General features: G+C 75.7%; 21 protein-coding genes. 14 read left to right on the forward strand and 7 right to left on the reverse strand.

The features are described 5' to 3' along the window. Window positions 1-25: 25 nt before the first annotated feature. Window positions 26-904, reverse strand: coding sequence for an oxygenase MpaB family protein (locus tag ACWFNE_RS12585; protein ID WP_452122771.1), 879 nt, complete (start codon window positions 902-904; stop codon window positions 26-28). Between the two features lie 346 nt (window positions 905-1,250). Here ACWFNE_RS12585 and ACWFNE_RS12590 point away from each other — a divergent pair, with 346 nt between their 5' ends. The 10 genes from ACWFNE_RS12590 (at window position 1,251) to ACWFNE_RS12635 (ending at window position 11,821) form a co-directional block, all read left to right on the forward strand. Continuing rightward, entirely contained in the window at window positions 1,251-2,003 is a 753-nt protein-coding gene (locus tag ACWFNE_RS12590; protein WP_452122772.1) for an SDR family oxidoreductase, read from the forward strand. Between the two features lie 10 nt (window positions 2,004-2,013). Then, window positions 2,014-2,649: a TetR/AcrR family transcriptional regulator gene (locus ACWFNE_RS12595; protein WP_452122773.1), complete on the forward strand. Its 636-nt coding sequence runs from the start codon at window positions 2,014-2,016 to the stop codon at window positions 2,647-2,649. A 5-nt stretch (window positions 2,650-2,654) separates the two neighbouring features. Further along, entirely contained in the window at window positions 2,655-3,650 is a 996-nt protein-coding gene (locus tag ACWFNE_RS12600) for an NADPH:quinone oxidoreductase family protein (RefSeq protein ID WP_452122774.1), read from the forward strand. Between the two features lie 35 nt (window positions 3,651-3,685). Then, window positions 3,686-4,417 carry an SDR family oxidoreductase gene (locus ACWFNE_RS12605; RefSeq protein WP_452122775.1) on the forward strand — a complete coding sequence of 244 codons (732 nt, stop codon included), beginning with the start codon at window positions 3,686-3,688 and terminating at the stop codon, window positions 4,415-4,417. Between the two features lie 159 nt (window positions 4,418-4,576). Continuing rightward, entirely contained in the window at window positions 4,577-5,395 is an 819-nt protein-coding gene (locus tag ACWFNE_RS12610) for an ABC transporter ATP-binding protein (protein ID WP_452122776.1), read from the forward strand. Beyond that, window positions 5,392-6,108 (forward strand): ABC transporter ATP-binding protein, encoded by a 717-nt coding sequence (locus ACWFNE_RS12615; RefSeq protein ID WP_452122777.1) that lies wholly within the window; start codon window positions 5,392-5,394, stop codon window positions 6,106-6,108. The genes ACWFNE_RS12610 and ACWFNE_RS12615 overlap by 4 nt, the downstream gene beginning before the upstream one ends. Beyond that, entirely contained in the window at window positions 6,108-6,986 is an 879-nt protein-coding gene (locus ACWFNE_RS12620; protein ID WP_452122778.1) for a branched-chain amino acid ABC transporter permease, read from the forward strand. Before ACWFNE_RS12615 ends, ACWFNE_RS12620 begins: the two co-directional genes overlap by 1 nt. After that, a complete protein-coding gene (locus ACWFNE_RS12625) occupies window positions 6,983-8,131 on the forward strand; it encodes an ABC transporter permease subunit (RefSeq protein ID WP_452122779.1) in 1,149 nt (382 codons plus the stop codon). The genes ACWFNE_RS12620 and ACWFNE_RS12625 overlap by 4 nt, the downstream gene beginning before the upstream one ends. Then, complete coding sequence (locus tag ACWFNE_RS12630; protein ID WP_452122780.1) at window positions 8,128-9,414, forward strand: ABC transporter substrate-binding protein; 1,287 nt, start codon at window positions 8,128-8,130, stop codon at window positions 9,412-9,414. The genes ACWFNE_RS12625 and ACWFNE_RS12630 overlap by 4 nt, the downstream gene beginning before the upstream one ends. Window positions 9,415-9,670: 256 nt before the next feature. Then, entirely contained in the window at window positions 9,671-11,821 is a 2,151-nt protein-coding gene (locus ACWFNE_RS12635) for a putative bifunctional diguanylate cyclase/phosphodiesterase (RefSeq protein ID WP_452122781.1), read from the forward strand. A gap of 29 nt (window positions 11,822-11,850) precedes the next feature. Here the strand turns inward: ACWFNE_RS12635 and ACWFNE_RS12640 are convergent, their stop codons facing one another. Next, the gene (locus tag ACWFNE_RS12640; RefSeq protein WP_452122782.1) at window positions 11,851-12,702 is read right to left on the reverse strand and encodes a DUF4184 family protein; all 852 of its coding nucleotides are present in this window, start codon (window positions 12,700-12,702) and stop codon (window positions 11,851-11,853) included. 212 nt (window positions 12,703-12,914) lie between these two features. Between ACWFNE_RS12640 and ACWFNE_RS12645 the strand changes: the two genes are divergently transcribed. Further along, window positions 12,915-14,930 (forward strand): sigma-70 family RNA polymerase sigma factor, encoded by a 2,016-nt coding sequence (locus ACWFNE_RS12645; RefSeq protein ID WP_452122783.1) that lies wholly within the window; start codon window positions 12,915-12,917, stop codon window positions 14,928-14,930. Between the two features lie 88 nt (window positions 14,931-15,018). Continuing rightward, complete coding sequence (locus ACWFNE_RS12650) at window positions 15,019-15,618, forward strand: dihydrofolate reductase family protein (RefSeq protein ID WP_452122784.1); 600 nt, start codon at window positions 15,019-15,021, stop codon at window positions 15,616-15,618. 223 nt (window positions 15,619-15,841) lie between these two features. On the opposite strand, the gene ACWFNE_RS12655 is transcribed toward ACWFNE_RS12650, so the two are convergent. Together ACWFNE_RS12655 and ACWFNE_RS12660 are read right to left on the reverse strand one after the other, a co-directional pair. Then, entirely contained in the window at window positions 15,842-16,132 is a 291-nt protein-coding gene (locus ACWFNE_RS12655) for a hypothetical protein (RefSeq protein WP_452122785.1), read from the reverse strand. Between the two features lie 137 nt (window positions 16,133-16,269). After that, the gene (locus ACWFNE_RS12660) at window positions 16,270-17,058 is read right to left on the reverse strand and encodes an SDR family oxidoreductase (protein ID WP_452122786.1); all 789 of its coding nucleotides are present in this window, start codon (window positions 17,056-17,058) and stop codon (window positions 16,270-16,272) included. A gap of 101 nt (window positions 17,059-17,159) precedes the next feature. Between ACWFNE_RS12660 and ACWFNE_RS12665 the strand changes: the two genes are divergently transcribed. Continuing rightward, the gene (locus tag ACWFNE_RS12665; protein WP_452122787.1) at window positions 17,160-18,017 is read left to right on the forward strand and encodes a helix-turn-helix transcriptional regulator; all 858 of its coding nucleotides are present in this window, start codon (window positions 17,160-17,162) and stop codon (window positions 18,015-18,017) included. A gap of 87 nt (window positions 18,018-18,104) precedes the next feature. On the opposite strand, the gene ACWFNE_RS12670 is transcribed toward ACWFNE_RS12665, so the two are convergent. Further along, on the reverse strand, window positions 18,105-18,572 hold the full coding sequence (locus ACWFNE_RS12670; protein WP_452122788.1) for a MarR family winged helix-turn-helix transcriptional regulator: 468 nt from the start codon (window positions 18,570-18,572) through the stop codon (window positions 18,105-18,107). Between the two features lie 147 nt (window positions 18,573-18,719). Here ACWFNE_RS12670 and ACWFNE_RS12675 point away from each other — a divergent pair, with 147 nt between their 5' ends. After that, the gene (locus ACWFNE_RS12675; protein WP_452122789.1) at window positions 18,720-21,923 is read left to right on the forward strand and encodes an efflux RND transporter permease subunit; all 3,204 of its coding nucleotides are present in this window, start codon (window positions 18,720-18,722) and stop codon (window positions 21,921-21,923) included. Between the two features lie 103 nt (window positions 21,924-22,026). Here ACWFNE_RS12675 and ACWFNE_RS12680 read toward each other — a convergent pair whose 3' ends face one another. Together ACWFNE_RS12680 and ACWFNE_RS12685 are read right to left on the reverse strand one after the other, a co-directional pair. Next, entirely contained in the window at window positions 22,027-23,274 is a 1,248-nt protein-coding gene (locus ACWFNE_RS12680) for a low temperature requirement protein A (protein ID WP_452122790.1), read from the reverse strand. Between the two features lie 71 nt (window positions 23,275-23,345). Beyond that, window positions 23,346-24,650 carry a DUF418 domain-containing protein gene (locus ACWFNE_RS12685; protein WP_452122791.1) on the reverse strand — a complete coding sequence of 435 codons (1,305 nt, stop codon included), beginning with the start codon at window positions 24,648-24,650 and terminating at the stop codon, window positions 23,346-23,348. Window positions 24,651-24,809: the final 159 nt, after the last annotated feature.

The raw sequence follows: 24,809 nt of genomic DNA on the forward strand, positions 1-24,809 counted from the left end.
TTCGGGAGGCGTGCGGGGAGACGCCCTACCGCCGGTCGTCGCCCGGCTGCACGCGGTCGGTCGCGACGAGGTAGTGCGGCCAGTACCGCGGGCGCGCCGGGAGCAGCGGCAGTGCCCGTCGCGTCGCGAGCTGGGCGGCGCGGAACGTGAGGCGCTCGCGCTGCCGCCACGAGAGTCCGTACGCGTCGCGGACCGCCGCGGGCAGCACGCCGGCCGCCAGCAGCGAGGGGAGCGGGCGCGCGGGGGCGGCGACGAGCGGCGGGTCGGGGGACAGGATCTGCGCGGCGAGCCGGGACGCGGTCGGCCCGACGGCGAGCACGTGCTCGACCTGGTCGTCGACGTACCGTTCGAGCGCGGCGTAGTCGCCGGGCAGCGTGGCGTCGGGCACGCCGAAGTGGTGCGCGACGCGGCGCATGTCCCGGTAGTACGCGTCGCGCTCCGCGCCGGGCACCGGGCGGGCGAACCCGTCGGTCACCTCGACGGACGTCCACACGAGCGTCGCGAACACCCACAGCGCGAGGTCGCGGTCCGCGGCGCGGTACGGCGTGCCGGCGGCCAGCGAGCCGGTCGCGACGGGCAGGGTCCCCTGGACGACGCGGTGCCGGCGGGCGACGTGCCGCGCGGCGTCGCGCACCTGCGTGCTGTCGCCGAACGTCACCGTGAGGACCGCGTCGAGCGTGCCGCGCAGCCGGGTCAGCGGGTCCCCGGCGAAGTCGCTGTGCGCCGCGACCCCGGCCGCGACGAGCGGGTGCGCGACCTGCAGCAGCAGCGCGGCCGGTCCCGAGGCGAGCAGGACGCGCTCGCGGCCGATGCGCCACGCCGCCGACCCGGGGCCGAAGAGCCCGGGGTCGCCGGGGCGCCCGCGTCCCGGTGCGGCGGGGAAGAACGTGCTCAGCGGCGGCACGGGCGCTCCTCGCCGGGCCCCCGCGCGTGCGCGCTCGTCCGTCCCACGCGGCCTCCCCGTCCCAGGGGCGCCGTCGGCCGGGCGCCCGGCCGTCACCCTACGTCGGCGGGTGCGGGGAGCCGGCGGTCGCGGGGCGGCGGTCGTGTGCGGGGGCGGTGGACGCGAGCAGGAGCCGTCCGAGGTTGCCGCTCGCGATCGAGGAGAACGACGCGCCTGCCGAGGTCCCCGACGTCGCGACGACGGGCGGACGCCGGTCCGAGCCCGTCCGGGCGTCCGTCGTGTACTCTCGCCTCGAACATACCGGCTGGTCGGTCTGTCCGGGTCGGCGGCGAGCGAAGGGGCTCCGATGCAGCGGTTCGAGGGCAGGGTCGCCCTGGTCACCGGCGCGAGCCGGGGGATCGGCCTCGCGATCGCCGGGCGGCTCGTCGCCGAGGGTGCGTCCGTGGTGCTGACCGGCCGGAAGCAGGAGTCGCTCGACGAGGCCGTCGCCGCGCTCGGTGCCGACCGGGTGCTCGGTGTCGCGGGCAAGGCCGACGACCCGGAGCACCGCGCCGCCACGATCGCCGCGACCGTCGAGCGGTTCGGCCGGATCGACCACCTCGTCAACAACGCGGGCATCAACCCGGTCTACGGCCCGGCGCTCGAGATCGAGCCGGCCGCGATCCACAAGATCCTCGCGGTCAACGTCGTCGCGGCTCTGGAGTGGACGCGCGACGCCGTCGCCGCCGGGCTGGGGTCGGCCGGGGGAGCGTCGGTGCTCAGCACCGCGTCGGTCGCCGGGCTCTCGGCGAGCCCCGGCATCGCGTTCTACGGGGTCTCGAAGGCCGCGCTCATGAACCTCACCGCGCAGCTCGCCGTCGAGCTCGCGCCGCGGGTCCGCGTCAACGCCGTCGCCCCGGCGGTCGTCCGCACCAAGCTCGGCGCCGCCCTCTACCAGGGCCGCGAGGCCGAGGTCGCCGCGCGCTACCCGCTCGGGCGGCTCGGCGACCCGGTGGACGTCGCCGGCCCCGCGGCGTTCCTGCTCTCCGACGACGCCGCCTGGGTGACGGGGCAGACGCTCGTGGTCGACGGGGGCGCCTCCGTGGCGCCGATGGGGTGAGGATGTCGGCATGAAGCAGACGAGCGTCGTGGACGACGTGACCCGGGCGGCGGTCGAGCTCTTCGCGAACCAGGGCTACGCCAATACCTCCGTGCAGCAGGTCGTCGAGGCCGCGGGCGTCACCAAGGGCGCGCTGTACCACTACTTCCAGTCGAAGGACGACCTGCTCTTCGGCATCTACGAGCGGCTGCTGTCGCTGCAGACCGAGCGCCTCACCACGATCGTCGCGCGCGGGGAGCCGACGGCCGAGACCCTGCGGGCGGTGTGCGTCGACGTGATCGAGACGTCCGTCGACTTCCTGCTCGAGGGCACCGTGTTCTTCCGCAGCGCGCACATGCTCTCCGCGCCGCGGCAGCAGGAGGTCACCCGCCGGCGCCGCGCGTACCACGACACGTTCGCGGGCATCGTCGAGCGCGGTCAGGCCGAGGGGCTCTACCGCACCGACATCCCCGTCGCGGTGCTCGTGGCGCACTTCTTCTCCGACGTGCACTACCTGTCGCACTGGTACAAGCCCGAGGGTCCGGAGGACAAGACCGTGCTCGCTCACCAGCTCACCGACCTGTTCCTGGTGTCGATCGCGGCGTCGTCCGCGTCGGCGCACCCGCTCGCGACCACCGCGGGCGCGCCCGTCTCGGCCGAGGGCTGACCGCCGTGCGCGCCTGGCACGTCACGGCCCACGGCGAGCCGGCCGACGTCCTGCGGCTCGTCGACCTGCCCGACCCCGAGCCGGGCGACGGGCAGGTGCTCGTGCGGGTGCGCGCCGTCGCCGTCAACTTCCCCGACGTGCTGCTCGCCCGCGGGGAGTACCAGGTGCGCCCGCCGCTGCCGTTCGTGCCGGGCATCGAGCTGTGCGGCGAGGTGCTCGCGGTCGGTGCGGGGGTGACCCACGTGGCCGTCGGGCAGCGCGTGACCGGCTCCCGCATCGGGGTGCTCGCGGAGCTCGCGGTGCTCGACGCGGCCGAGGTGTTCCCGGCGCCGGACGCGCTCGACGACGCCCAGGCCGCGGCGTTCACGATCGCCTACCAGACCGGCTGGTTCGGGCTGCACCGGCGGGCCGGGCTGCGCGCCGGCGAGACGCTGCTCGTGCACGCCGCCGCGGGCGGGGTCGGCTCCGCCGCGGTCCAGCTCGGCGCCGCGGCCGGGGCGCGGGTCATCGGGGTCGTCGGCAGCGCCGCCAAGGCCGACGCCGCGCGGGCCGCCGGCGCCGACGTCGTCGTGGACCGGTCCACGCAGGACGTCGCCGAGGTGGTCCGGGCGGAGACCGGCGGGGCGGGGGCCGACGTGGTCTACGACCCGGTCGGCGGGGACGCGTTCGCGGCGTCGACGCGGTGCGTCGCGTTCGAGGGGCGGATCGTCGTCGTCGGCTTCGCGGGCGGCACCATCCAGGACGTGCGCGCGGGGCACCTGCTCGTGAAGAACTACACGGTGCACGGCCTGCACTGGGGGCTGTACGCGCGCGTGCGGCCCGACCTCGTGGCGGCCGCGCACGCGGAGCTCACGGCGCTCGCGGCGAGCGGCGCCGTGACACCGCAGGTCAGCGACGTCGTGCCGTTCGAGTCGGCCGACGAGGCTGTGTCGCGGCTCGCCGGCGGGGGCACCACGGGGCGGCTCGTGGTCCGCGTCGGGACCGACCGGACCGGCACCTGACCAGCGGCGGACCGCACGACCGCGAGGAGACCACGATGACGGAGCTCGACGGACGGGTGGCGCTCGTCTCCGGCGGGGCGCGCGGCCTCGGTGCGGCGTACGTGCGCGCCCTGCACGAGCGCGGCGCGAGCGTCGTGGTCGGCGACCTGCTCGACGACGAGGGCGCGGCGCTCGCGGACGAGCTCGGGGAGCGCGCGCGGTACGTGCACCTCGACGTGACGTCCGAGGGGGACTGGGCTGCCGCGGTCGAGGTCGCCGTCGGCCTCGGCGGAGTCGACGTGCTGGTCAACAACGCCGGCATCGCGAACGCCGGGCGCATCGAGCGGTACGGGCGCGAGAAGTGGGACGCGGTCATCGCGGTCAACCTCACGGGCACCTACCTCGGCGTGCGCGCCGTCGTGCCCGTCATGAAGGCCGCCGGGAAGGGCTCGATCGTCAACATCTCCTCGGTCGAGGGCATGCGCGGCGACGCGGGCCTGCACGGCTACGTGGCGTCGAAGTTCGGCGTGCGGGGGCTGACCAAGTCGCTCGCCGTCGAGCTCGGCGCGGACGGCATCCGGGTCAACTCGGTGCACCCGGGCTTCGTGCTGACACCGATGACCGAGCGGCTCGACGTGACGCTCCAGCGCATCCCGCTCGGGCGGCCCGCGGTGCCCGGCGACCTGGTCGGTGCGGTGCTGTTCCTCGCGGGCGACGCGTCCGCCTACGTGACGGGCACCGAGCTCGTGGTCGACGGCGGGATGATCGCGGGCGTCCCGCACGGCTGAGCCGCGTCGGCTCGCCTGCGGTCCGGTCGACCGGCTCCGCCGACCGTGCACGGCGCCGCGCGCACCTGCGCATCACAGTTCGGGATCGGTCCGAACTGGACATACCGTCTAGTCGGTTTCCGTTGTACAGTCGGGCCACGCCGACACGACGGAGTGCCGATGCCCGGACAGGAGACACCCGACCACGCGGGTGCGACGCGACTGCAGGTGCGCGGCCTCACCGTGCGCTTCGGCGGGCTCGCCGCCCTCACCGACGTCGACCTCGGCGTCGCGGACGGCCAGGTCGTCGGGCTGATCGGACCCAACGGCGCGGGCAAGACGACGGTGTTCAACGCGGTCTGCGGGCTCGTCCGGCCCGCCGCCGGGACGATCACCGTCGCCGGGCGCCCCGCCCCGCGCACCGCGGCGGGCCTCGCACCCGCGGGCGGAGCCCGGACGCTCCAGGGGCTCGGGCTCTTCCCGGGGCTCAGCGTGCTCGAGAACGTCGAGGTCGGGGCCCTCGGCGCGCGGCCGGGAGAGCCCGGCCGGCTCGGCGCCCGCACCCGCAGTCGCAGCACCCGCACCCGCAGCACCCGCACCCGCAGCACCGCCGCCGACCGTGCGCTCCGCGCCCTCGCCGAGCTCGACCTCGCCGACCGCGCCGCGCTCCCCGTCGGCGCCCTGCCGTACCCGGAGCAGAAGCGGGTCGCGCTCGCCCGTGCCCTCGTCGCCGAGCCCCGGCTGCTGCTGCTCGACGAGCCCGCCGGCGGCCTCGGTGCCGCGGACATCGCCGAGCTCGACGCCACCGTCCGCCGGGTCGCCGCGGGCGGCTGCGCGGTGCTGCTCGTTGAGCACCACGTCGACTTCGTCATGGGGCTGTGCGACCGGGTCGTCGTGCTCGACTTCGGGCGGGTCATCGCGGACGGGCTCCCCGACGACGTGCGCCGCGACCCGGCCGTGACGGCGGCGTACCTCGGGATCGAGGTGACGGCCCGGTGACCGCGGCGCTGGCCCTGCGCGGGCTCGTCGTCGGGCACGGCGGGGCGCCCGTGCTGCACGGGGTCTCGTTCGAGGTCGACGAGGGCACCGTGGTCGCGCTCGTCGGCGGCAACGGCGCGGGCAAGACGACGCTCCTGCGGACCGTGTCCGGGCTGCTCGCGCCGACCGCGGGGACCGTGCACCTGCACGGGCGCGACCTCGCCCGCACCGGCGTCGAGGACCGCGTGCGTGCCGGGCTCGCGCAGGTGCCCGAGGGGCGCGGCGTCATCACCGAGCTCACCGTCGAGGAGAACCTGCGCCTCGGCGGGCTGTGGCGGCGCGACCCCGCGGACCTGCGCGCCGCGCTCGCCGAGGTGGAGGAGCTGTTCGAGCCGCTCGCGCGGCGCCGCACGAGCCTCGGCCACCAGCTCTCGGGGGGCGAGCGCCAGATGCTCGCGATCGCCCGCGCGCTCGTCGCCCGCCCCCGCGTGCTGCTGCTCGACGAGCCGTCGCTCGGGCTGGCCCCGCTCGTCGTCGCGCAGATCATGCGCGTCCTGCGCGAGCTGTGCGACCGCACCGGCCTCACCGTCCTGCTCGCCGAGCAGAACGTCGCGGGCGCGCTGTCCGTCGCCGACCGCGGCGTCGTCCTCGGGCTCGGCGCGGTCGTCGCGGACCGCCCCGCGGCGGAGCTCGCGCGCGACGAGACCCTCCGACACGCCTACCTGGGGTTCTGATGGACCGGCTCGTGTTCCTGCTCGGCACCGGGGTCGCCCGCGGCACGGTGCTCGCGCTGTTCGCCCTCTCGCTCGTGCTGATCTGGCGCGCGACGCGCATCGTCAACTTCGCCGCGGGTGCGATGGCGGTCGTCGGCGTCTACGTCGGGGTCGCCGTGATCGGGGCGACGGGCAGCTGGTGGTGGGGGCTCGTCGCGACCGTCGTCGCCGGCGGCCTGCTCGGGTTCGTCGTCGAGCGCGGGGTGCTGCGGTTCGCCTCGCCGGGCTCGCCGCTCTCCGGCGTGATCCTCGCGATCGGGCTCGTCGTGGTGCTGCAGTCGCTGCTCGGCCTCGTGTTCGGGCAGGAGCACGAGCCCGTCCCGCCACCGTTCAGCGACCGGCCCGTGCGGGTCGGCGGGGTTCCGCTGCTCTCGCCGTACGACCTGTTCGTCGTGGTCGTCGCGCTCGGGCTGCTCGGGGCGCTGCGGCTGCTGTTCGTGCGGACGTCGCTCGGGCTGCAGCTGCGGGCGGCGGCGTTCGAGCCGGAGGTGTCCCGGCTGCTCGGGGTGCGGGTCGCGCGGATGCGGACCGTCGGGTGGGTGCTGGCCGCCGCGGCGGCGTCGCTCGCCGCGCTGCTCGCGGTGCCGAACGAGCTCGGCCTCAACCCGCACGCGGCGGACATGCTGTTCGTCTCGGCGTTCACCGTCGCGGTGGTCGGCGGGCTCGACTCGCCGGGCGGCGCGCTGCTCGGGGGGCTCACGGTCGGGGTCGTGACGAGCGTCGTGACCGGGTACCTCGGCTCGACGCTCGCGCCCGTCGCGGTCCTCGCGCTGCTCGTGGTGGTCCTGCTGGTGCGGCCGTCGGGGCTGTTCGCCCCGGCCGAGGCGAGGCGGGCATGAGCGCGCGCCGGACGCTCGGGCTCGCCGCGGGCGGGCTCGCGCTCGCGGTCGGGGCGACGTTCGTGCTGGACCCGTTCCGCAACTACCAGCTCGCCCTCGTGGCCGCGTACCTGTGCGCGACGGCGGGGCTGACCGTGCTCGTCGGGCTCAGCGGGCAGCTCTCGCTCGGGCACGCCGCGCTCATGGCGGCCGGCGGCTACGGGTACGCGCTCACGGCGAACGCGCTGACCGGGGCCGGGGTCGACGGCGCCGTCCGCTTCCTCGGCGGCGTCGCCGGGGCCGTCGTGGTGTCCGGGGCTGTCGGGCTCCTGCTGGGGCTCGCGGGCGCGCGGCTGCACGGCCCGTACCTCGCGGGGCTCACGCTCACGCTCGTCGTCGCCGTGCCCGCGGTCGCGGCGAGCGTGCCCGCGCTGCAGGGCGACCGCGGCGTGCGGACCGCGTTCGACGGCGTGCCCGGTCCGCTCCGGAGCCTCGTCGCGCTCGAGCAGTGGCAGGCGTGGGTCGCGCTGGCCGTCGCGGCGGTCGCGGTCACCGGGCTCGTCCTGCTGCGGGACGGGCGCGCGGGGCTGCGGATGCGCGCGGTGCGGGACGACGAGGTCGCCGCGGCGCTCGCCGGGATCGCACCGGCGCGGGTCAAGGTGCTCGCGTTCGTCGCCAGCGCGGTGACCGCAGGTCTGGGCGGGGCGGTGCTGGTCTTCGTCACCCAGTCGGTGTCTCCCGGGGCGTTCCCGCTCGCGCTGTCGCTGCTGCTGCTCGTCGCGGTCGTCGTCGGCGGGCTCGGGAGCCTGCTCGGAGCCGCGCTCGGTGCGGTGCTCGTCGTGCTGCTGCCGTGGCTCGTCGGGGCGGTCACCGACGCCCTGCCGCTGCCGGACGCCGTCGCGCAGCGCCTCGACGGGACGCTCGCGTCGCTCGTGTTCGGGGTGCTGCTCATCGTGCTCGTCGCGGGTGCACCGGGCGGCCTCGCCGGTGCGCTCACCGCAGCCCGTGCCCGCCGCCGTGCCCGCCGCCGTGCCCGCCGCCGGGCCGGCCCGGGCACCCCGTCCGCCTCCGCCGTCCCGCCCACCCCGACCCCGAGCACCCCGACCCCAGGCACCCCGACCCCGAGCACCCCCAGAGAACCCGTCCGCACACCGACCGAGGGATGACGACGATGTCGCAGCTCCGCACCCGCACCACGCGCCCGCACCTGGCCCGCACCGCCGGCACCCTCGCGCTCGCCGCGGTCGTGCCCCTCGCCGCGTGCAGCACGCCCGCAGCCTCGCCCGGCGTCGCCGAGGAGACCGTGACGGTCGGCACGCACACGCCCCTGACCGGGCCCGCCGCCGCCGGCTACGCGTCGATCTCCGCGGCCGCCTCCGCGTACTTCGACTACCTCAACGACCAGGGCGGCATCCACGGCCGCACGATCGAGTACGTCGTCAAGGACGACGCCTACAACCCGGCGACCACCCAGACCGTCGTGCGCGAGCTCGTGCAGGAGGACGGGGTGCTCGCGGTCGTCAACGGCCTCGGCACGCCCACGCACGGCTCGGTCGTCGACTACCTCAACGAGAACGGCGTGCCGGACCTCTTCGTCGCGTCGGGCAGCCCCGCGTGGGACGACCCCGAGGCGCACCCGTGGACCTTCGGGTTCAACGCCGACTACGTGACCGAGGGCAAGGTCCTCGCGCACCACGCGCAGGAGACGTACGACGACGCCGTGTTCTGCGTGCTCGGTCAGGACGACGACTTCGGCACCGACTTCACGACCGGCCTGACCACGGTGCTCGGCGAGCTCGCGAGCACGCAGACGTACTCGGTCTCGAACCAGGACGTCACCGCGCAGGTCGGCGCGATGCAGGCCGCGGGCTGCACCGTGAACTTCCTCGCGACCGTCAACGGCTTCACGGCCCTCGCGCTCGGCACCGCCGCGAAGATGGGCTACCGCGCGCAGTGGGTCTCGTCGTCCTCGGGCGGCGACTACCCGACGCTCGTCGGCTACCTCGGCGAGGACGTCGGCCCCGCGCTGCTGCAGGGCTTCGTGAGCACCAACTACCTGCCGTTCAGCCCCGACGACCCGTGGGTCGAGCTCTTCCGACGCGTGAACGACGAGTACAACGACGGTGCCCCGTTCACGGGCAACACGGTCTTCGGGATGTCGGTCGCGTACACGTTCGCGGAGGCGCTCGCGCGAGCCGGGGAGGACCCGACGCGCGAGAGCCTCGTCGAGGCGCTCGAGTCCGGCGACGTCGTCGGCAACGGGATCGTGCCGCTGCAGTTCTCGGCGGACAGCCACGCGGCGTTCGGCGGCGTCGGGATCACCGTGGTCGACGACGGCGTGCAGGACTACGTCGGCCCGGTGTACACGACGGACCGGGGCGACGGGGCGGTCGTCCCGTACGACGGCGACGGAGTGCCGCTCGAGGACGAGGGCGTGCCCCAGGGCTGACCGCGGCCGGGCCGCCCCGAGGCGGACCGCGCCCCGGCCGGTCCGGGGGCGGTCCACGTCCGGTCCGCCGCCGTGGGCCGGTCGGACCGGGTGCCGGTCGAGATCCGCCCGGCGGCCGGTGCGGACGTGCTGCCCCCGCGTGCGGCATCCTGGGAGCGGCCGCGGGTGTCCTGCCCGGGGCGTCAGGCGTCCGTGGGCGCCGCGGGGGCCGGGAGCGTGCACGCGACCGGTGCCCCGGACATGACTGGGGGGTCACATGTCCGGCGTCACCGTGGACGACAGCGACGGGCGTGCCGGTGCGCGTGCGCGCTGGCAGGTGCACGCGGAGGCCTACACGGCGCTGTTCGAGCGCAGCACGGACGGGCTCGTCCTCACAGGCCCCGACGGCCGCATCCTCGCGGCGAACCCGGCGGCGTGCCGCATGCTGGGCCGGGACGAGACCCAGCTGCGCCGGCTCGGTCGCGCCGACGTGATCGACCCCGAGGACGAGCGGTGGGCGCGGGCCGTCGCAGTCCGCAACGACGAGGGGTACTTCCAGGGCGAGCTGCGTGCGCGCCGGGCCGACGGGTCGACGTTCCCGATCGACCTGTCCTCGGTGATCGTCGACGACCGGACCGCGATCGTGCTGTTCCGGGACCTCACGCGGATCGCCGAGGTCGTGGAGCGCGCCGAGGGCAAGCAGCGCGCCGCGGCCACGATCATCGACCTGCTCGAGACCATCAGCGAGGGCTACTTCGCGCTCGGCGACGACTGGCGGTTCTCGTACGTCAACCGGCAGGGCGAGCGCATCATGGACGTCGACCGCACCGAGGTGCTCGGCCGTGTGTTCTGGGACGTGTTCCCGCAGCTGGTCGGCTCGCCGCTCGAGGCGTCGTACCGGCACGTCATGGCGACGGGGGAGCCGGTCGAGTTCGAGGGCGAGTACGGCCCGCACGGGATCCGGTGCGAGGTGCGCGCGTACCGCCTGCCGAACGACGGGCTGGCGGTGTACTTCCGCGACATCGTCGAGCGGTACGCGGCGCAGCGCGAGCGCGAGGAGCTGATCGCGCACCAGGAGTCGGCGCGCGCCGCCGCGGAGGAGGCGCGTGCGGCCGCGGAGGAGGCGCAGCGCGAGCTCACCGAGCACGCCACGCACGACACCGTGACCGGGCTGCTCAACCGGTGGGGGCTGCTGCGCGAGGTCCGGCGGCTCGGCGACGGCGACGCGTCCGCGGGCGCGGGCCTCGTCCTGCTGTTCATCGACCTCGACCGGTTCAAGCTCGTCAACGACACCCTCGGCCACGTCGCCGGGGACCGGGTGCTCAGCGCCGTGGCGGAGCGCCTGCGCGAGCTGATCGGGCCCCGGGACCTGCTCGCGAGGTTCGGCGGGGACGAGTTCGTCGTCGTCCTCCCCGAGGCGTCCGCCGCGGCGGCCGAGGCCCTCGCGCGGCGGATCGTCGACTCGGGCGACGAACCCGTCGTCATCGGCAGCACGCTCCTGCCCGTCACGACGAGCATCGGGCTCGCGCACGCGCAGGGGGTCGACGAGATCGACACGCTGCTGCGCGAGGCGGACGCCGCCCTGCACCGGGTCAAGGACGGCGGGCGCGACGGGTTCACGTGGTTCGACGAGGTGCTCCACCAGCAGACGGTCCAGCGCGTCGAGACCGAGCTCGAGCTGCGCCGCGGGCTCACCACCGGCGAGGGCCTCGTGCTGCACTACCAGCCGGCGTTCGGGCTCGGGCGGCACCCCGGCGTCGCGCACGTCGAGGCGCTCGCCCGGTGGAGCGGCTCCGGCCCCGGCCTCGTGCCGCCCGCCGAGTTCATCCCCGTCGCCGAGGAGTCCGGGCTGATCGTGGCGCTCGGGGCGCAGGTCGTGGCCCGCGCGGTCCAGCAGATCGCGCGCTGGTCCGACCGCCCCGGTGTGCGGGTCTGGGTCAACGTCTCGCCGCGCCAGCTCGCGCTGCCCGGGCTGGCCGACCTCCTCGCGCGCCGGCTCGACGAGGCGGGGGTCGCCGCCGACCGGCTCGGCATCGAGGTCACCGAGCAGGCCATGGACGACGGCCGGCTCGTCGCGCACCTCGAGGCCGTGCGCCGCCTCGGGGTCGCCGTCGCGATCGACGACTTCGGGACCGGCTACAGCTCGCTCTCGCGCCTCGCGCAGGCCCCGGTCGACGTCATCAAGGTCGACCGCTCGTTCGTCCTCGCGACCGGCACGGCCAAGGGCCAGGCGATCGTCGACGGCATCGTCCGGCTCGCGCACTCGATCGGCGCGCACGTCATCGCGGAGGGCATCGAGACCCCCGAGCAGCTCGACGCGATCGTGGCCGTCGGGGCCGACGCCGCGACGGGGTTCCTGCTCGCCCGCCCCGAGCCCGCGGAGGGCGTCGCGTGGGAGAGCCGGTTCGTGCTGCGCGGGCGGGGCTGACCGGCACGCGGGCCTGCGCGCGCCGCCCGTCAGGGCTGCGGCGTCGGTCGCCCGGTGAGCCGTCCCAGCCACCACAGCGCGGCCGCGGCGAGCCCGGCGGCGGCGAACGCCGTCCCTCCCGTCTTCGCCACCGCGGAGAGCGTGCCCTCCGCGCCCGAGCCCGCCGCGCCGACGAGCCCGACCACCGCCCCCGCGATGCCCGCGACGCCGAGGAGCGCGAGCACCGCCGTGCGCCACCGCCCGAGCACGAGCCGCCCGCCGCGGGCGCGCCACGCGACGGCCGACCGCACGGCCCACACCGCGAGCACGAGCAGCCCGACCGCGGTGCTGGCGTGCTGCAGGACCCGGGCGGCGGGCACGTCCCCGACGAGCGGCTCGCGCAGCCACGCGATGTGCTGCACCACCACGCCGTCGCCGTGCGTGACCGCGTCCCAGGCGACGTGCGTGAGCACCCCCAGTGCGACCGACACGAGGACCCACACCGTCGCGGCGAGGGACCGGGCCGCCGAGCCGGCCACCCGCGCCGCGGGGACGTGCACCGGCACCACCGGTCCGCCCGCCTGCGCCCCCGAGCCGTGCACCGGCACCGCAGGCCGCTGCGCCGGTCCGCCCGCGTCCACGAGCACCCGCAGCGGTGCCCGGACGGCCCACCACAGCCCGAGCAGCACCACGGCCGTCGGGACCGCGACGCTCAGCGCGCCCGGCCACGCGTGCGTCGTCGTCGCGTTCACGAACGGCTCGTACCAGGACCCCGCGGAGCGCGGCACGGGGACGAAGTACGGCACGTCCGGGCTGAGCGAGCCGGCGACGAGGGCGGCGGGGACCAGCGGCCCGCGGGCGAGCGGGAGCACGGCGGCGGGGTGGGCGAGCGTGAACGGCACCGGGTCACCCTGCCAGGCGCCGAGCGGTGCGGCGTCCCCCTCGGGTCTCGGGCGGGATCGTCCTCCCGGCGGAGAGCGGGGCGGTCGACGGCCGGGAGGCGTCCGCGCCACGTTTGCGTTATCCGCCCCCGTCCGGGTGGTCTCCCTCCGTGTGGGCGGTGCACGCGCCGGCCCGCGCGATGATCGACTGCCCCACGGAGAGGTCCCCCGCCATGCAGCCCACCCCGGACACCGCGACGGTCGTCGCCGCGCGCGCCGGCGACCCCGCAGCGGTCGACCGGCTCGTCGGCGGGTACCTGCCGCTCGTGTACTCGGTCGTCGGCCGGGCGCTGCGCGGGCACGCGGACGTCGACGACGTGGTGCAGGAGACGATGCTGCGCGCGCTGCGGGGGCTCGGGGACCTGCGCGACCCCGAGGCGTTCCGGTCCTGGCTCGTCGCGATCGCCGTCCGGCAGGTGCGCGACCGGCACCGCGTGCAGGGGTCGGCCCCGGACGTGCTGCCCGACGACGCGGCCGACGGCGACCCCGGTGCCGACTTCACCGACCTCGCGATCGTCCGGCTCGAGCTGTCCGGCCAGCGCCGCGAGACGGCGGAGGCGACGCGCTGGCTCGACGAGGACGACCGCGAGCTGCTGGCGCTGTGGTGGCTCGAGGCGTCGGGCGAGCTCACGCGCGACGAGATCGTCGACGCGCTCGACGTGACGCGTGCGCACGCCGCCGTCCGGGTGCAGCGCATGAAGGGCCAGCTCGAGACGGCGCGCGTCGTCGTCCGCGCGCTCGCGGCGACGCCCCCGTGCACCGAGCTGCTCGCCGTCACCACCGGGTGGGACGGGCGCCCGGCGCCGCTGTGGCGCAAGCGGGTCGCGCGGCACACGCGCGAGTGCTCGCAGTGCGCGCCCGCGTGGCACGGGCTCGTCGCGGCGGACCGGCTGCTCGTCGGCCTCGGGCTCGTCCCGGTGCCGCTCGCGCTGTCGGTGCTGCGGGACGGGCTCGTCCCGGGCCTGCCGGCGGTCGCAGCGGCCGGTGCACCGCCGGTGGTGCAACCGGGCGCGACGCCCCTCGACGCGTCCCTCGTCCAGCCGGGTCCGGCGCCGGTCGACGCCACGGTGCTCGCGCACGCCCCCGGGCAGTCCGCGGCGGGCGCCGCCGGGCACGCCGGGACGCACGCGGCGTCGGGGCACGGGCTCGCCGCCAAGCTCGCGGTCGCCGCCGGGACGCGGGTGGGGCGCGGCATCCTCGTGGCGGCGCTCACGACGTCCGCGGTGGCGGGGGTCGGGACGGCGGTGGCCGTCGGGCAGCGCGAGCCCGCGCCGGAGACCGTGGTGGCCGCGACGTCGTCCCCGACCCCGAGCGAGCCCACGCCGGCGCCGACCGCGCCCGCTCCCGACCCCGCGCTCGTGCCGCCCGCGGTCCTCGAACCGCCCGTCGAGACGCCGGCGGCGCCCGTCGAGCAGCCCGCCCCACCCGCCCCGGAACCGGCGCCCGTCGCCGCCACCTCGGCCAAGAAGGGCGTCGCGACCTGGCAGTTCGACGGCCTCCGCGGGGCGCTCGGCGACGTCGGCGCGGGCTGGTACTACACCTGGTCCGACTCGAACGCGAGCATGCCCGGGCCCGACGGCGTCGAGTTCGTGCCCATGATCTGGGGGCGCGACTCCGTGACCGACGCGACGCTCGCGCGGGCCGCGTCCGAGGGCACGACGCTGCTCGGCTTCAACGAGCCCGACCTCGCCGAGCAGTCGGGCATGAGCGTCGAGGAGGCGCTCGCGGCGTGGCCGCGGCTCGAGGCCACCGGGATGCGGCTCGGCAGCCCGGCGGTCGCGTGGGGCGGTGACACCCCGGGCGGCTGGCTCGACCGGTTCATGACCGGCGCGCGCTCGGAGGGCCGGCGCGTCGACTTCATCACGCTGCACTGGTACGGCTCGGACTTCAGCGACGCCGCCGTCGGCCACTTCCTCGGGTACGTCGATGCGGTGCACGAGCGCTACGGGCTGCCGGTGTGGGTCACCGAGTACGGGCTGATGAACTTCGGCGGGAGCCCGCGGTACCCGTCGGGCCCGCAGCTCGCGGCGTTCATCGAGGGCTCGACGGCGGGCATGGAGGCGCGGCCGTACGTCGAGCGGTACGCGTGGTTCGGACTGCCGGCGGTCGGGGACAGCGCCGCGTTCGGGCTGTACACCGACGCGACGACGCCGACCGAGGCCGGGCGGGCGTACCGCGCGGCGGGGTGATCTCGGGTCGACCGATGAGGTCGGCGGTCCGGTGCGGTCTGATGGGGGTGCGTCCGCACGGCGCGGCGCGAGGACTCGGAGGACCCCCATGGCAACCATCGTCTCGACCCTGTTCAGCTCGCTCGACGGCGTCGTCGAGATCGACCCCGCGTGGCACTTCCCGTACTTCGACGAGCGCATGGGCGCGGCGGTCGGCGAGGACTACGAGGGGGTCGACGTGCTGCTGCTCGGCCGGGTCACGTACGACAGCTTCGCGGGCGCGTGGCCCGCCCGGGAGGCCGCCGGCGGGGAGGACGCCGGGTTCGCTGCGACGCTCGGAGACACGCGCAAGGTGGTCGCGACGCGCGGCAGCCAGGACCTCGGGTGGCGCAACGCCGAGAAGGTCGAGGGCGACCTCGTCGAGGCCGTGACGGCGCTCAAGGCCCAGCCGGGCCTCGGCAAGATCGTGGTCCCCGGCTCCGTGTCGGTCGTGCGGCAGCTCCTCGCGGCGGGTCTGGTCGACGAGCTGCGCCTGCTCGTGCACCCGGTCGCGGCCCGCAAGGGCGAGAGGCTGTTCGACGAGGGCGACACGATCTACCCGCTGCGCCTGCTGAGCTCGGACGTGTTCCCGACGGGCGTCGTTCGGCTGGTCTACGCGCCCGCCGAGCTGCCGGGCGCGGCGGAGCACGAGGACGACGCGGCGGGCTGACGGCGCCCGGACACGAGGACGTCCCCGGGTGCGAGCGCTCACGAAGTCCCGCCCGGGGACGATGGGACCCGTGTGACGCCGCCGTCCACACGTTCCGCCGCCCTCGCGCGCATCCTCGACGACCGCGACGTCAGCGTGCTGTTCCACCCGGTGGTCGAGCTCGCCACCGGCGAGGTGGTGGCGGCGCCGGTCTCGGCCGCAACCTCACCTGGTTGCGGACGTCCTAAGCGAACTCCAGCCATTCACACTGCTCGCCCGCGGCCGCGGCGATCTGCCGCGTGACCTGCTCGATCCAAACCTCGGCCCGAGGCATGTCCCCATCGAAGGTGACCTGCCAGCCGACGTCTTCGCCGGAGTACCAGACATCGACGCCCTCGGATCGGACGCGGAAGTCACCTGCGCCACCGAAGGGCTCGCAGTCCCAGCCAGCTGGTTGGAGAACCTCTGCCATCCGGTCGCTATGGAACGCGGGCCAGCCATGATCGGCGCTGGTCCGGATCAGAAACTCACGCACGGTCGAATCATGGCAGGCATTGGGAGACACGCCCTAGGTGGGCGGCCCCGGTCCGCTGCGGCTAGGGGCTCGGCGGCCCCGGTCCGCTGACGCACGGGTGCGTCGACCCGGTTCGCTCGCGCGCGCGTCCGACGCGGTCACGCCGCCCCGGCGTCCGCGTCCGCCTTCCCGTGCGGGTCGTGGGCGTTGATGGTCGCGACCACCTGGTCGTAGTCGCCGCGGGCCTCGCCGTAGCGGAGGAACCGGACGTTCTCGACCTGGATCTCGGTCGCGTCGGGCTGCGTCTCGAGGAGCTCCATGACCTCCGCGACGAAGTCGTCGAGCGGCATCGCGGTCGCGCTGTCCCGCTGCCCGGGCAGCAGGTCCGTCGCGACCGACGGCGGCTCGAGCTCGACGACGCTCACGCTCGTGCCGGCGAGCTGGAGCCGCAGCGACTCACTGAGCATGTGGATCGCGGCCTTGGTCGCGTTGTAGCTCGGGGTCGCGCGCAGCGGGGCGAACGCGAGGCCGGAGGACACGGTCATGATCGTGGCGGCGGGCCGGCCGAGCAGGTGCTCGACGAAGGCGGCGATCAGCCGGACCGGGCCGAGCAGGTTCGTGGTGACGGTCTGCTCGGCCGAGGCGAGGAATCCGGACGGGTGCGTCCAGTCCTCGACCCGCATGATCCCGGCCATCGGGATCAGCACGTTCAGGTCGGGGTGCTCGGCGACGACCTGGCGGGCGACGGTCGTGATGCTCTCCGGGTCCGTCGTGTCGATCGTGTACGCGTGCAGGCCGGGGTGCTCCGCGGTGAGCTCCGCGAGCAGCTCGGTGCGGCGACCGCCGATGATGACCTCGTTGCCGCGGGCCTGCAGGGCGAGCGCGAGGGCGAGACCGATCCCGCTGGTCGCGCCGGGGATGAAGACGGTGTTTCCGGTGATGTCCATGACCCGAGTCTTCGCGGCCCTCGCAGGGTCCACCAGGGAGCGCTCATCGAGGGACCCGCGATCCCTGGCTCGGGCCGCGCCGTGGCGCCGATACTGCACGGATGGACCGCGACGCCCTGGCCGACTTCCTGCTGCGGCACCGCGAGGCGCTCCGACCCGGCGACGTCGGCCTCGGTCCGGGGGTGCGCCGCCGCGCCCCGGGCCTGCGCCGCGAGGAGGTCGCGCAGCTCGCGGTCATGTCGACGGACTACTACGCCCGCCTCGAGCAGCGCCGCGCACCGCAGCCCAGCCCGCAGATCCTCGCCGCCCTCGCGCGGGCGCTGCGGCTCACGCCCGACGAGCGCGACTACCTGTACCGGGTCGCCGGGCACAGTGCGCCGGACCGCACGGCGACCGAGGACTACGTGGCGCCCGGCCTGCTGCGCGTGCTCGACCGCCTCACCGACACCCCGGCCCTCGTGCTCGACGCGCTCGGGCGCACGCTCGTGCAGAACGACCTCGCACGCGCGCTGCTCGGCGACGTCGACGGCCTGACCGGGTGGGAGCGGAGCGCGATCTACCGCTGGTTCGTGCACCCGGACACCGAGCGGCTGCACTACCCCGAGGAGGACAGGGACCGGCAGGGCCGCGCGCAGGTCGCGTCGCTGCGCGTGACCTACGGGGTGAGCGGGGCCGACTCCCCGGCCGGCGAGCTCGTGCGCGAGCTGCTGCGCCGGAGCCCGGAGTTCGTGCGGCTGTGGGAGGCGCACGAGGTCGCGCGCCGGTTCGAGGACCACAAGGTGCTGGTGCACCCGGAGGTCGGGCCGATCGAGGTGGACTGCCAGGCGCTGTTCACCGAGGACGGGTCGCAGACGCTGCTCGTGCTCACCGCCGCGCCGCGCAGCGAGGCCGAGGGGAAGCTGCGGCTGCTCCGGGTGCTCGGGACGCAGGAGTTCGCGGGCGGCGCGGGGGAGCGGTGACCGGCGGCCGACCGGCCGCGTCCGGCAGGGGCCACGGCGTCCGGGATCGCGGGGCGTCCCGTGCGCGCGGAAGGAGCGCCGGGCGTGTCAGACGGCGGCCGGCCCCGCGGGGACGGACCGGCGGGCGGCCTCGGCGAGCGCCCACATGCCGCGCACGAGCGCGCGCAGGTCGTCGACGTCGAGCGCGGCCAGGACCTCCAGCTCGGCGTCCATGGGCAGAGTGAGCAGGTGGCGGAGCGTCGCGGTGCCGGCGTCGGTCGGGGTGAGCACCCGGACACGGCCGTCGTGCGGGTCGGCGTGCCGCTCGACCATCCCGGCGCCGACGAGCCGGTCGACGACTCCCGAGACGGTCGCGGCGGAGACGTCGAGCGCCTCGGCGAGCGCGTGGGTCGTGGTGGCACCGCCCGTCGCGACGAGGCCGAGCGCGCGCAGCTGCTGGACGGTCAGCGTCGTCTCAAGCAGCGGGCGCAGCCGGGAGGCGAGGAACGCGTCGTCCAGGGCCGCGTGCGCCGCGGTGAACTGGGCGACGAGCTCGGCGCGCGGGTCGTCGGTCATGGAGCCGAGGCTACGGGAACAGTGCGCCGATCCTTCGCGTTAGGCTAACGACCGCGCCGAGGACGCCGCGTCGAGTGCCTGCCCGTACCCGTCCGTCGTGCCGTGCCGTCCCCGCAGCGCCCGCTGCGTCCTGACCCGGAGGCCCCCGTGTCCCGTCTCGCCCGTCTCTCCCTGGCGAACCGTGCCGTCGTCGCGCTCGCGACGTTCGCCATCGCCGTCTTCGGGGTCCTGAGTGTCGGCCAGCTCAAGCAGGAGCTCATCCCGTCGTTGCAGCTGCCCGTCGCGGTCGTCGTCTCGGTCTACCCGGGCTCGTCGCCCGAGGTCGTCGAGCAGGGCGTCGTCGAGCCGGTCGAGGCCGCGGTCCGCGCGATCCCGGACATCGAGGCGATCACGTCGACCGCCTCGACCGGGCTCGGCCTGACGACCGTCGAGCTCGAGTACGGCACCGACCTGGACGCGGTGACGCAGCGCCTGCAGACGGCGATCTCCCGCCTGCAGACCCAGCTGCCCGAGGGCGTCGAGCCGACCGTCATCACCGGCTCGCTCGACGACCTGCCCGTGATCCAGCTCGCCGCGGCGTCCGACGCGGGCGGCGACTCCGGCACGAGCGCGCTCGCCGCGACCATCGACACCGTCGTGGTGCCCGCGCTCGAGGACATCGAGGGCGTCCGCACGGTCGCCGTGACCGGCGGCACCGCCGACCGGGTGCTCGTCGAGCTCGACGCCGCGCGCGTCGCCGCCGCGGGCGTCGACCCCACCGCCGTCACGGACCTGCTCGCCGACTACGGCGTCGTGCTGCCCGTCGGCACGCTCACCGAGGGCGACCGGACCTACTCCGTGCAGGCCGGCTCGCGCCTCGGCTCCGTCGAGGACCTCGAGGCGCTCCCGCTCGGCGCCGGAACCCTCGGCGACGTCGCGACCGTCACGGTGGCGCCCGAGGACCCGACGTCGTACTCGCGGCTCGACGGCTCCCCGGCGCTCGGCGTCGCGATCACCAAGACCCCCGACGGCAACACGGTCGACGTCTCGCACGCCGTGCAGGACGCGCTCGCCGACCTCGGCCCGGCGCTCGAGGCCGAGGGCGTGCGCACCGCCGTCGTGTTCGACCAGGCGCCGTTCATCGAGGAGTCCATCGAGGGGCTCGCGACCGAGGGCGGCCTCGGGCTCGTCTTCGCCGTCGTCGTGATCCTCGTGTTCCTCGCGTCGCTGCGCGCGACCCTGGTCTCCGCGGTGTCGATCCCGCTGTCCCTCGCGGTGACGTTCATCGTCATGGACGCGACCGGGTACACGCTCAACATCCTCACGCTCGGCGCCCTGACGATCTCCATCGGGCGGGTGGTCGACGACGCGATCGTCGTCATCGAGAACATCAAGCGGCACCTGTCCTACGGCGAGGAGAAGACCGCCGCGATCCTCACCGCCGTGCGCGAGGTCGGCGGGGCCATCGCCGCGTCGACCATCTCGACCGTCGCGGTCTTCCTGCCCATCGCGCTCGTGGGCGGCATGGTCGGCGAGCTGTTCCGTCCGTTCGCCGTGACCGTCGCGATCGCGATGCTCGCGTCGCTGCTCGTGGCCCTGACGATCGTGCCGGTGCTCGCGTACTGGTTCGTGCGCTCGCCCCGACCGGCCGAGGGCCCCGCGGACGGGACCGACGCCGGCGCCGCCGCGGCGCGCGAGGCCGCCGAGGCGAAGGAGCGCCGGGGGCTGTGGCAGCGCGCGTACGTCCCGTCGCTCGCGGCGGCGCTGCGGCGCCCGTGGGTCACGATCGGCGTCGCCGTCGTCGTGCTCGTCGGGACGCTCGGCCTCGTGCCGCGGCTCGAGACGAACTTCATCGGCGACAGCGGCCAGAACACCGTCACGGTGACGCAGCGGTTCGCGGTCGGCACGTCGCTCGCGGCGCAGGACGCCGCGGCGCGTGAGGTCGAGGACGCCCTGGCCGGGGTCGACGCGATCGAGAGCGTCCAGACGACCGTCGGCACCGGCGACGCGGCGACGGCGGCGTTCAGCGGCGGCGGCAGCGCCCCCTCGGCGTCGTTCGCGATCACGCTCGACGCCGACGCCGACGGGGTGGCCGCGCAGGACGACGTCCGCGACGCCGTCGAGGCGCTCGTCGCGGCGCCCGTCACCGCGATCAACGTCGCCGGCAGCGAGGGCGGCTTCGGCTCGTCGACGGTCGACATCGCCGTCCGGGCCACCGACCGCGGCGACCTCGCGGCGGCCGCGGAGTCCGTGCACGAGGCGGTGCGTGACGTCGAGGGTGCCGCCGAGGTGGCCAACGACCTCGCGGGCGAGCAGGAGGTCCTGCAGGTCACGGTCGACCGCGAGGCGGCCGCCGGGCTGGGGCTCTCCGAGACCGTCGTCTCCGGTGTCGTCGCCGCGGCGATGAACCCCGCCCGCACGATCGGCGAGACCGACCTGGGCGACGGCCCGCTCGAGGTCGTCGTGACGACCGGCACCGCGCCCGCGACACGTGCCGAGATCGAGGCGCTCGTGGTCCCGTCCGCGCAGGGCCTCGTGCCGCTGACCGACGTCGCCGCGGTCGAGGCCGTGCAGGTCCCGACCTCTGTCACGCGCGTCGACGGCGAACGGTCCGCGACGGTCCGCGTCACGCCCGCGACGCAGGACGTCGGCTCGCTGACGCGCGAGCTCCAGGCCGCGGTCGACGGGCTCGACCTCCCCGCCGGCGTCGACGTCGAGGTCGGCGGCGTCGCGAGCCAGCAGCAGGACGCGTTCGCGGACCTCGGGCTCGCGCTGCTCGTCGCCATCGCGATCGTCTACGTCGTCATGGTCGCGACGTTCGGGTCGCTCGTGCAGCCGCTGATCCTGCTGGTGTCGGTGCCGTTCGCCGCGACCGGCGCGATCGTCGCGCTGCTCGTGAGCGGGACGCCGCTCGGGGTCCCGGCGTTGATCGGGGCCCTCATGCTGGTCGGGATCGTGGTGTCGAACGCGATCGTGCTCATCGACCTCATCAACCAGTATCGCGAGCGCGGCCGTTCGCTCGACGACGCCGTGCGCGAGGGCGCCCGCAAGCGCCTGCGCCCGATCGTCATGACGGCGCTCGCGACGGTGTTCGCGCTGACGCCCATGGCCCTCGGGCTCACGGGCGGCGGGGCGTTCATCAGCAAGCCGCTCGCGCTCGTCGTGATCGGTGGGCTGATCTCCTCGACGCTGCTCACGCTGCTTGTCGTCCCCGCCCTGTACGTGCTGGTCGAGCGGCGCAAGGAACGGCGCGCCGACCGGCGGGCGGCGCGGCGGGCGGCGCGGCACGCCGTCCCGGTGGCCACCGTGGACGGGGACGACGTGCCCGGGGACGACGTCACCACCGGCGCGCCGGCCGGCACGCGCGGGTAGCGAGCGCGGGGGCCCGTGCCGACGGCGACGTCGGCGCGGGCGTCGGACCGGGGCCGCCGGACCGGGCCGCCGGGCTGGGGCCGCCGGGTTGGGGCCGCCGGGCTCAGTCGGCGGCCGGGGTCGGCGCGTGGCCGTGGCGGATCTGGTCGCGCCGCTGCCCGAGGCGCGAGAGGTCGAGCACGACGAGCCCGACGAGGACCGCCGCGACGAGCGCCATCGCCGCGAGCGCCGGCAGCCGCGCGGCGAGCGGGAGCAGCGCGAGCACGACGGCGCCCGCGACGAGGTGCCCTGCCGGCCAGCGGCCCTCGGTGCGGCGCAGGAAGGCCGCGTGGCCGGCGACGTAGGCGGCGGCGCCGACGTACAGGCAGAGCAGCGGCATGCCGCTCAGCGGCTCGGTGAGCGTGTGGTGCTCGGGGTCGGAGACGTAGCTCATCGCCTTCTTCAGGCCGAGCGCGACGAACAGGACCGACCCGACGATCGGGAAGTGCAGGTACGTGTAGGCGTCCGCCGCCAGCCGGCTGCGCCCCGCGTCGTCGGCCCGCGTGAGCGCGTGCTCGCCCACGTGGGTCGCGACGTCGAAGTACAGCCACCACATCGCGACGACGGTCGTGATGCCGAACGCCGATCCGACGATCACGGGCCACGAGACGGCGTGCTCGGCGACGCCCACCCCGACGGAGACCAGCGACTCCCCGAGCGCGACGATGACGACGAGGCCGAAGCGCTCCGCGAAGTGCCGTGCGCTGTGCAGCCGCCAGCCCGCGGTGTTCGTCACCCAGATCCCGACGTAGTCGACGGCGAGGGCCAGCGCCCACACCCAGGTCTGCGCGGGCGGCCCGAGCACCGCGCCGACGGCGAGCAGCCCGCTCGCGAGGACGACCGGGACCGCTGTCGTGAGGATCTGCCGCCGCAGGACCGCGTCGTCCCCGGCCGCCACGAGGTAGCTCGCGAGGTGGAGCAGCCGGACGGCGGCGAAGCAGGCCGCGAAGACGAGCGGCCCGAAGAGCCCGCCGGGCAGGTCGACGAACGACTCGGGGATGGTCAGCGCCATGACGAACATGACGCCGGTCGCGAGCAGCATCGTCAGGCGCACGGTGCCCTCGTCGGCCTGCGCCTGGTTGCCGAGCCACGCGTAGGAGCACCACACCCACCACAGCAGCGCGAACACGACGAGCCCGCGCAGGGCGCCCGTCGCCGTCGGCTCCGCGCTCAGCAGCTGGGTGACCTGGACGAACCCGAACACGAACACCAGGTCGAAGAACAGCTCGAGCGTCGTGACGCCGTGGCCCGGACCCGTCGCGCGGACACGCGCGAACCTCGACCAGCCCGAGCGCGGGGTTGTCTCGACCATCCGGGTCACCGTCTTCCTCGCGCGGATCGGGACGAATCGGACCCAAGGTAGCGGTCAGGGGTGGTCGCACATCACCCCGGGCGTCGGGCTCGTACGACGGGGTGACCGTCAGCGGTGCTGCTGTCGTGCCCCGCCCCCAGCCCTGCCCCGGCGGTTGCCGGCGCGTGCCGTGGCGCCCGGGCGTGGACCCGCTGCACGGCGAGCTCGAGGGGTCCGCGCTCGAACCGCCGGAGCCACGCGGTCGCGAACAGCACGAGCGTGAGCGAGACCACGGCCCACAGCCCGACGACCCACCAGGGCCGGGCGTCGGCGAACCGCGTGGCCAGCCCGAGGCCCCAGTCGAAGCAGAGGACGCTCGCGAGCACGTTCTGCAGCACGTAGCAGGACAGCGCGGTGCGGCCGACGGCGGCGACCGCACGGCGGGGTGCACCGCCGCGGCTGCGGAGCACGACCTCGGTGACGAGCCCGAGCAGGCCGAGGGCGACCAGCGGCGGCAGCACGTAGCGGTCGACGAGCGCCCAGGCGGGTCCCGCGAACCCGGTCAGCAGGTTCAGCGGCGCGCCGACCCCGAAGCCGAGCACGAGGAGCCGGCGTCGGATCCGCGCGCCCGCTGCGGTGTCGTCGAGCGCGCCCGCGCGCCGCAGCCGTGACCCGAGCAGGAACAGCACCGTGGCGGACGGCACGATCAGGACGAGCTCGATGCGGTACAGCGCGGCGCCGTCGAGCCGCACGAGCACCTGCGCCCACCAGCTCGCCGTCGCTGCGGTGGCCGGCTCCGGCACCTCCGGCCCGTCCGGCAGCACCAGGAGCAGCGCCGTGAGCACCCCGATCCCGAGGACGTAGAGCCCGCCGACCGTGGCCATCCACGCGCGGACGGCCCGGTCGCTGCGCCCCACGAGGTACGCGACGAGCAGCGACGCGAGCGCGTACCCCATGAGGACGTCGAACTCGAACACGAGCACGTAGTGCACGAGCCCCTCGACGAGCAGGATCGCCGCCCGCACCGGGTACCGCCCCGGCCAGCGCGCACCGCGGCGGACGGCCGAGCGGTGCTGCAGCTCGATGCCGATGCCGAACAGGAGCGTGAGCAGGGCGAGGAGCTTGCCGTTGGCGAGCGTCCGGAGCGCCGTCTCGACGACGCCCGGCTCCGGCCCGGCGCCCGCGAACCACGCGGTGGGCCCGCCCGGGTGGGCGAACAGCCACGCGTTCGAGGCGAACGTCCCGAGGATCGCGATGCCGCGCAGGACGTCGAGGGACGCGAGGCGGGTGGACGTCGTGGGCGCGGGCAGGTGCACGGGCGCGGGTGCGGGTGCGGGCGCGGCTCCGGCCGGAGCGGTGGGCGTGGTGAGAGCGCGGGCGGTCGGGGTGTCGGGCACGACGACGACCCTGCCGCGGCGGGTCGCTCAGGGTCGTCGGTCGTTCTGCTGACGTGCGCGGCCCTGCGTACCCACCTCGACGGAGGCCGGTGGGCGCACGCGGAGCGGCGGGTGTGCCCCGCGCGGGCGTCCCGCAGGGCCTCCGAGGCGGGTGCGCCG

This window comes from Cellulomonas sp. NPDC055163 (genome assembly GCF_053607065.1).

Excerpts from the sequence above, each read along its gene's own strand:
- ACWFNE_RS12680 (WP_452122790.1), bottom strand. The coding sequence starts at position 23,274 with ATGGTCGAGACAACCCCGCGCTCGGGCTGGTCGAGGTTCGCGCGTGTC.
- ACWFNE_RS12630 (WP_452122780.1), top strand. The coding sequence starts at position 8,128 with ATGACGACGATGTCGCAGCTCCGCACCCGCACCACGCGCCCGCACCTG.
- ACWFNE_RS12625 (WP_452122779.1), top strand. The coding sequence starts at position 6,983 with ATGAGCGCGCGCCGGACGCTCGGGCTCGCCGCGGGCGGGCTCGCGCTC.
- ACWFNE_RS12595 (WP_452122773.1), top strand. The coding sequence starts at position 2,014 with ATGAAGCAGACGAGCGTCGTGGACGACGTGACCCGGGCGGCGGTCGAG.
- ACWFNE_RS12590 (WP_452122772.1), top strand. The coding sequence starts at position 1,251 with ATGCAGCGGTTCGAGGGCAGGGTCGCCCTGGTCACCGGCGCGAGCCGG.
- ACWFNE_RS12605 (WP_452122775.1), top strand. The coding sequence starts at position 3,686 with ATGACGGAGCTCGACGGACGGGTGGCGCTCGTCTCCGGCGGGGCGCGC.
- ACWFNE_RS12620 (WP_452122778.1), top strand. The coding sequence starts at position 6,108 with ATGGACCGGCTCGTGTTCCTGCTCGGCACCGGGGTCGCCCGCGGCACG.
- ACWFNE_RS12670 (WP_452122788.1), bottom strand. The coding sequence starts at position 18,572 with ATGACCGACGACCCGCGCGCCGAGCTCGTCGCCCAGTTCACCGCGGCG.
- ACWFNE_RS12645 (WP_452122783.1), top strand. The coding sequence starts at position 12,915 with ATGCAGCCCACCCCGGACACCGCGACGGTCGTCGCCGCGCGCGCCGGC.
- ACWFNE_RS12650 (WP_452122784.1), top strand. The coding sequence starts at position 15,019 with ATGGCAACCATCGTCTCGACCCTGTTCAGCTCGCTCGACGGCGTCGTC.
- ACWFNE_RS12610 (WP_452122776.1), top strand. The coding sequence starts at position 4,577 with ATGCCCGGACAGGAGACACCCGACCACGCGGGTGCGACGCGACTGCAG.
- ACWFNE_RS12635 (WP_452122781.1), top strand. The coding sequence starts at position 9,671 with ATGTCCGGCGTCACCGTGGACGACAGCGACGGGCGTGCCGGTGCGCGT.
- ACWFNE_RS12665 (WP_452122787.1), top strand. The coding sequence starts at position 17,160 with ATGGACCGCGACGCCCTGGCCGACTTCCTGCTGCGGCACCGCGAGGCG.
- ACWFNE_RS12660 (WP_452122786.1), bottom strand. The coding sequence starts at position 17,058 with ATGGACATCACCGGAAACACCGTCTTCATCCCCGGCGCGACCAGCGGG.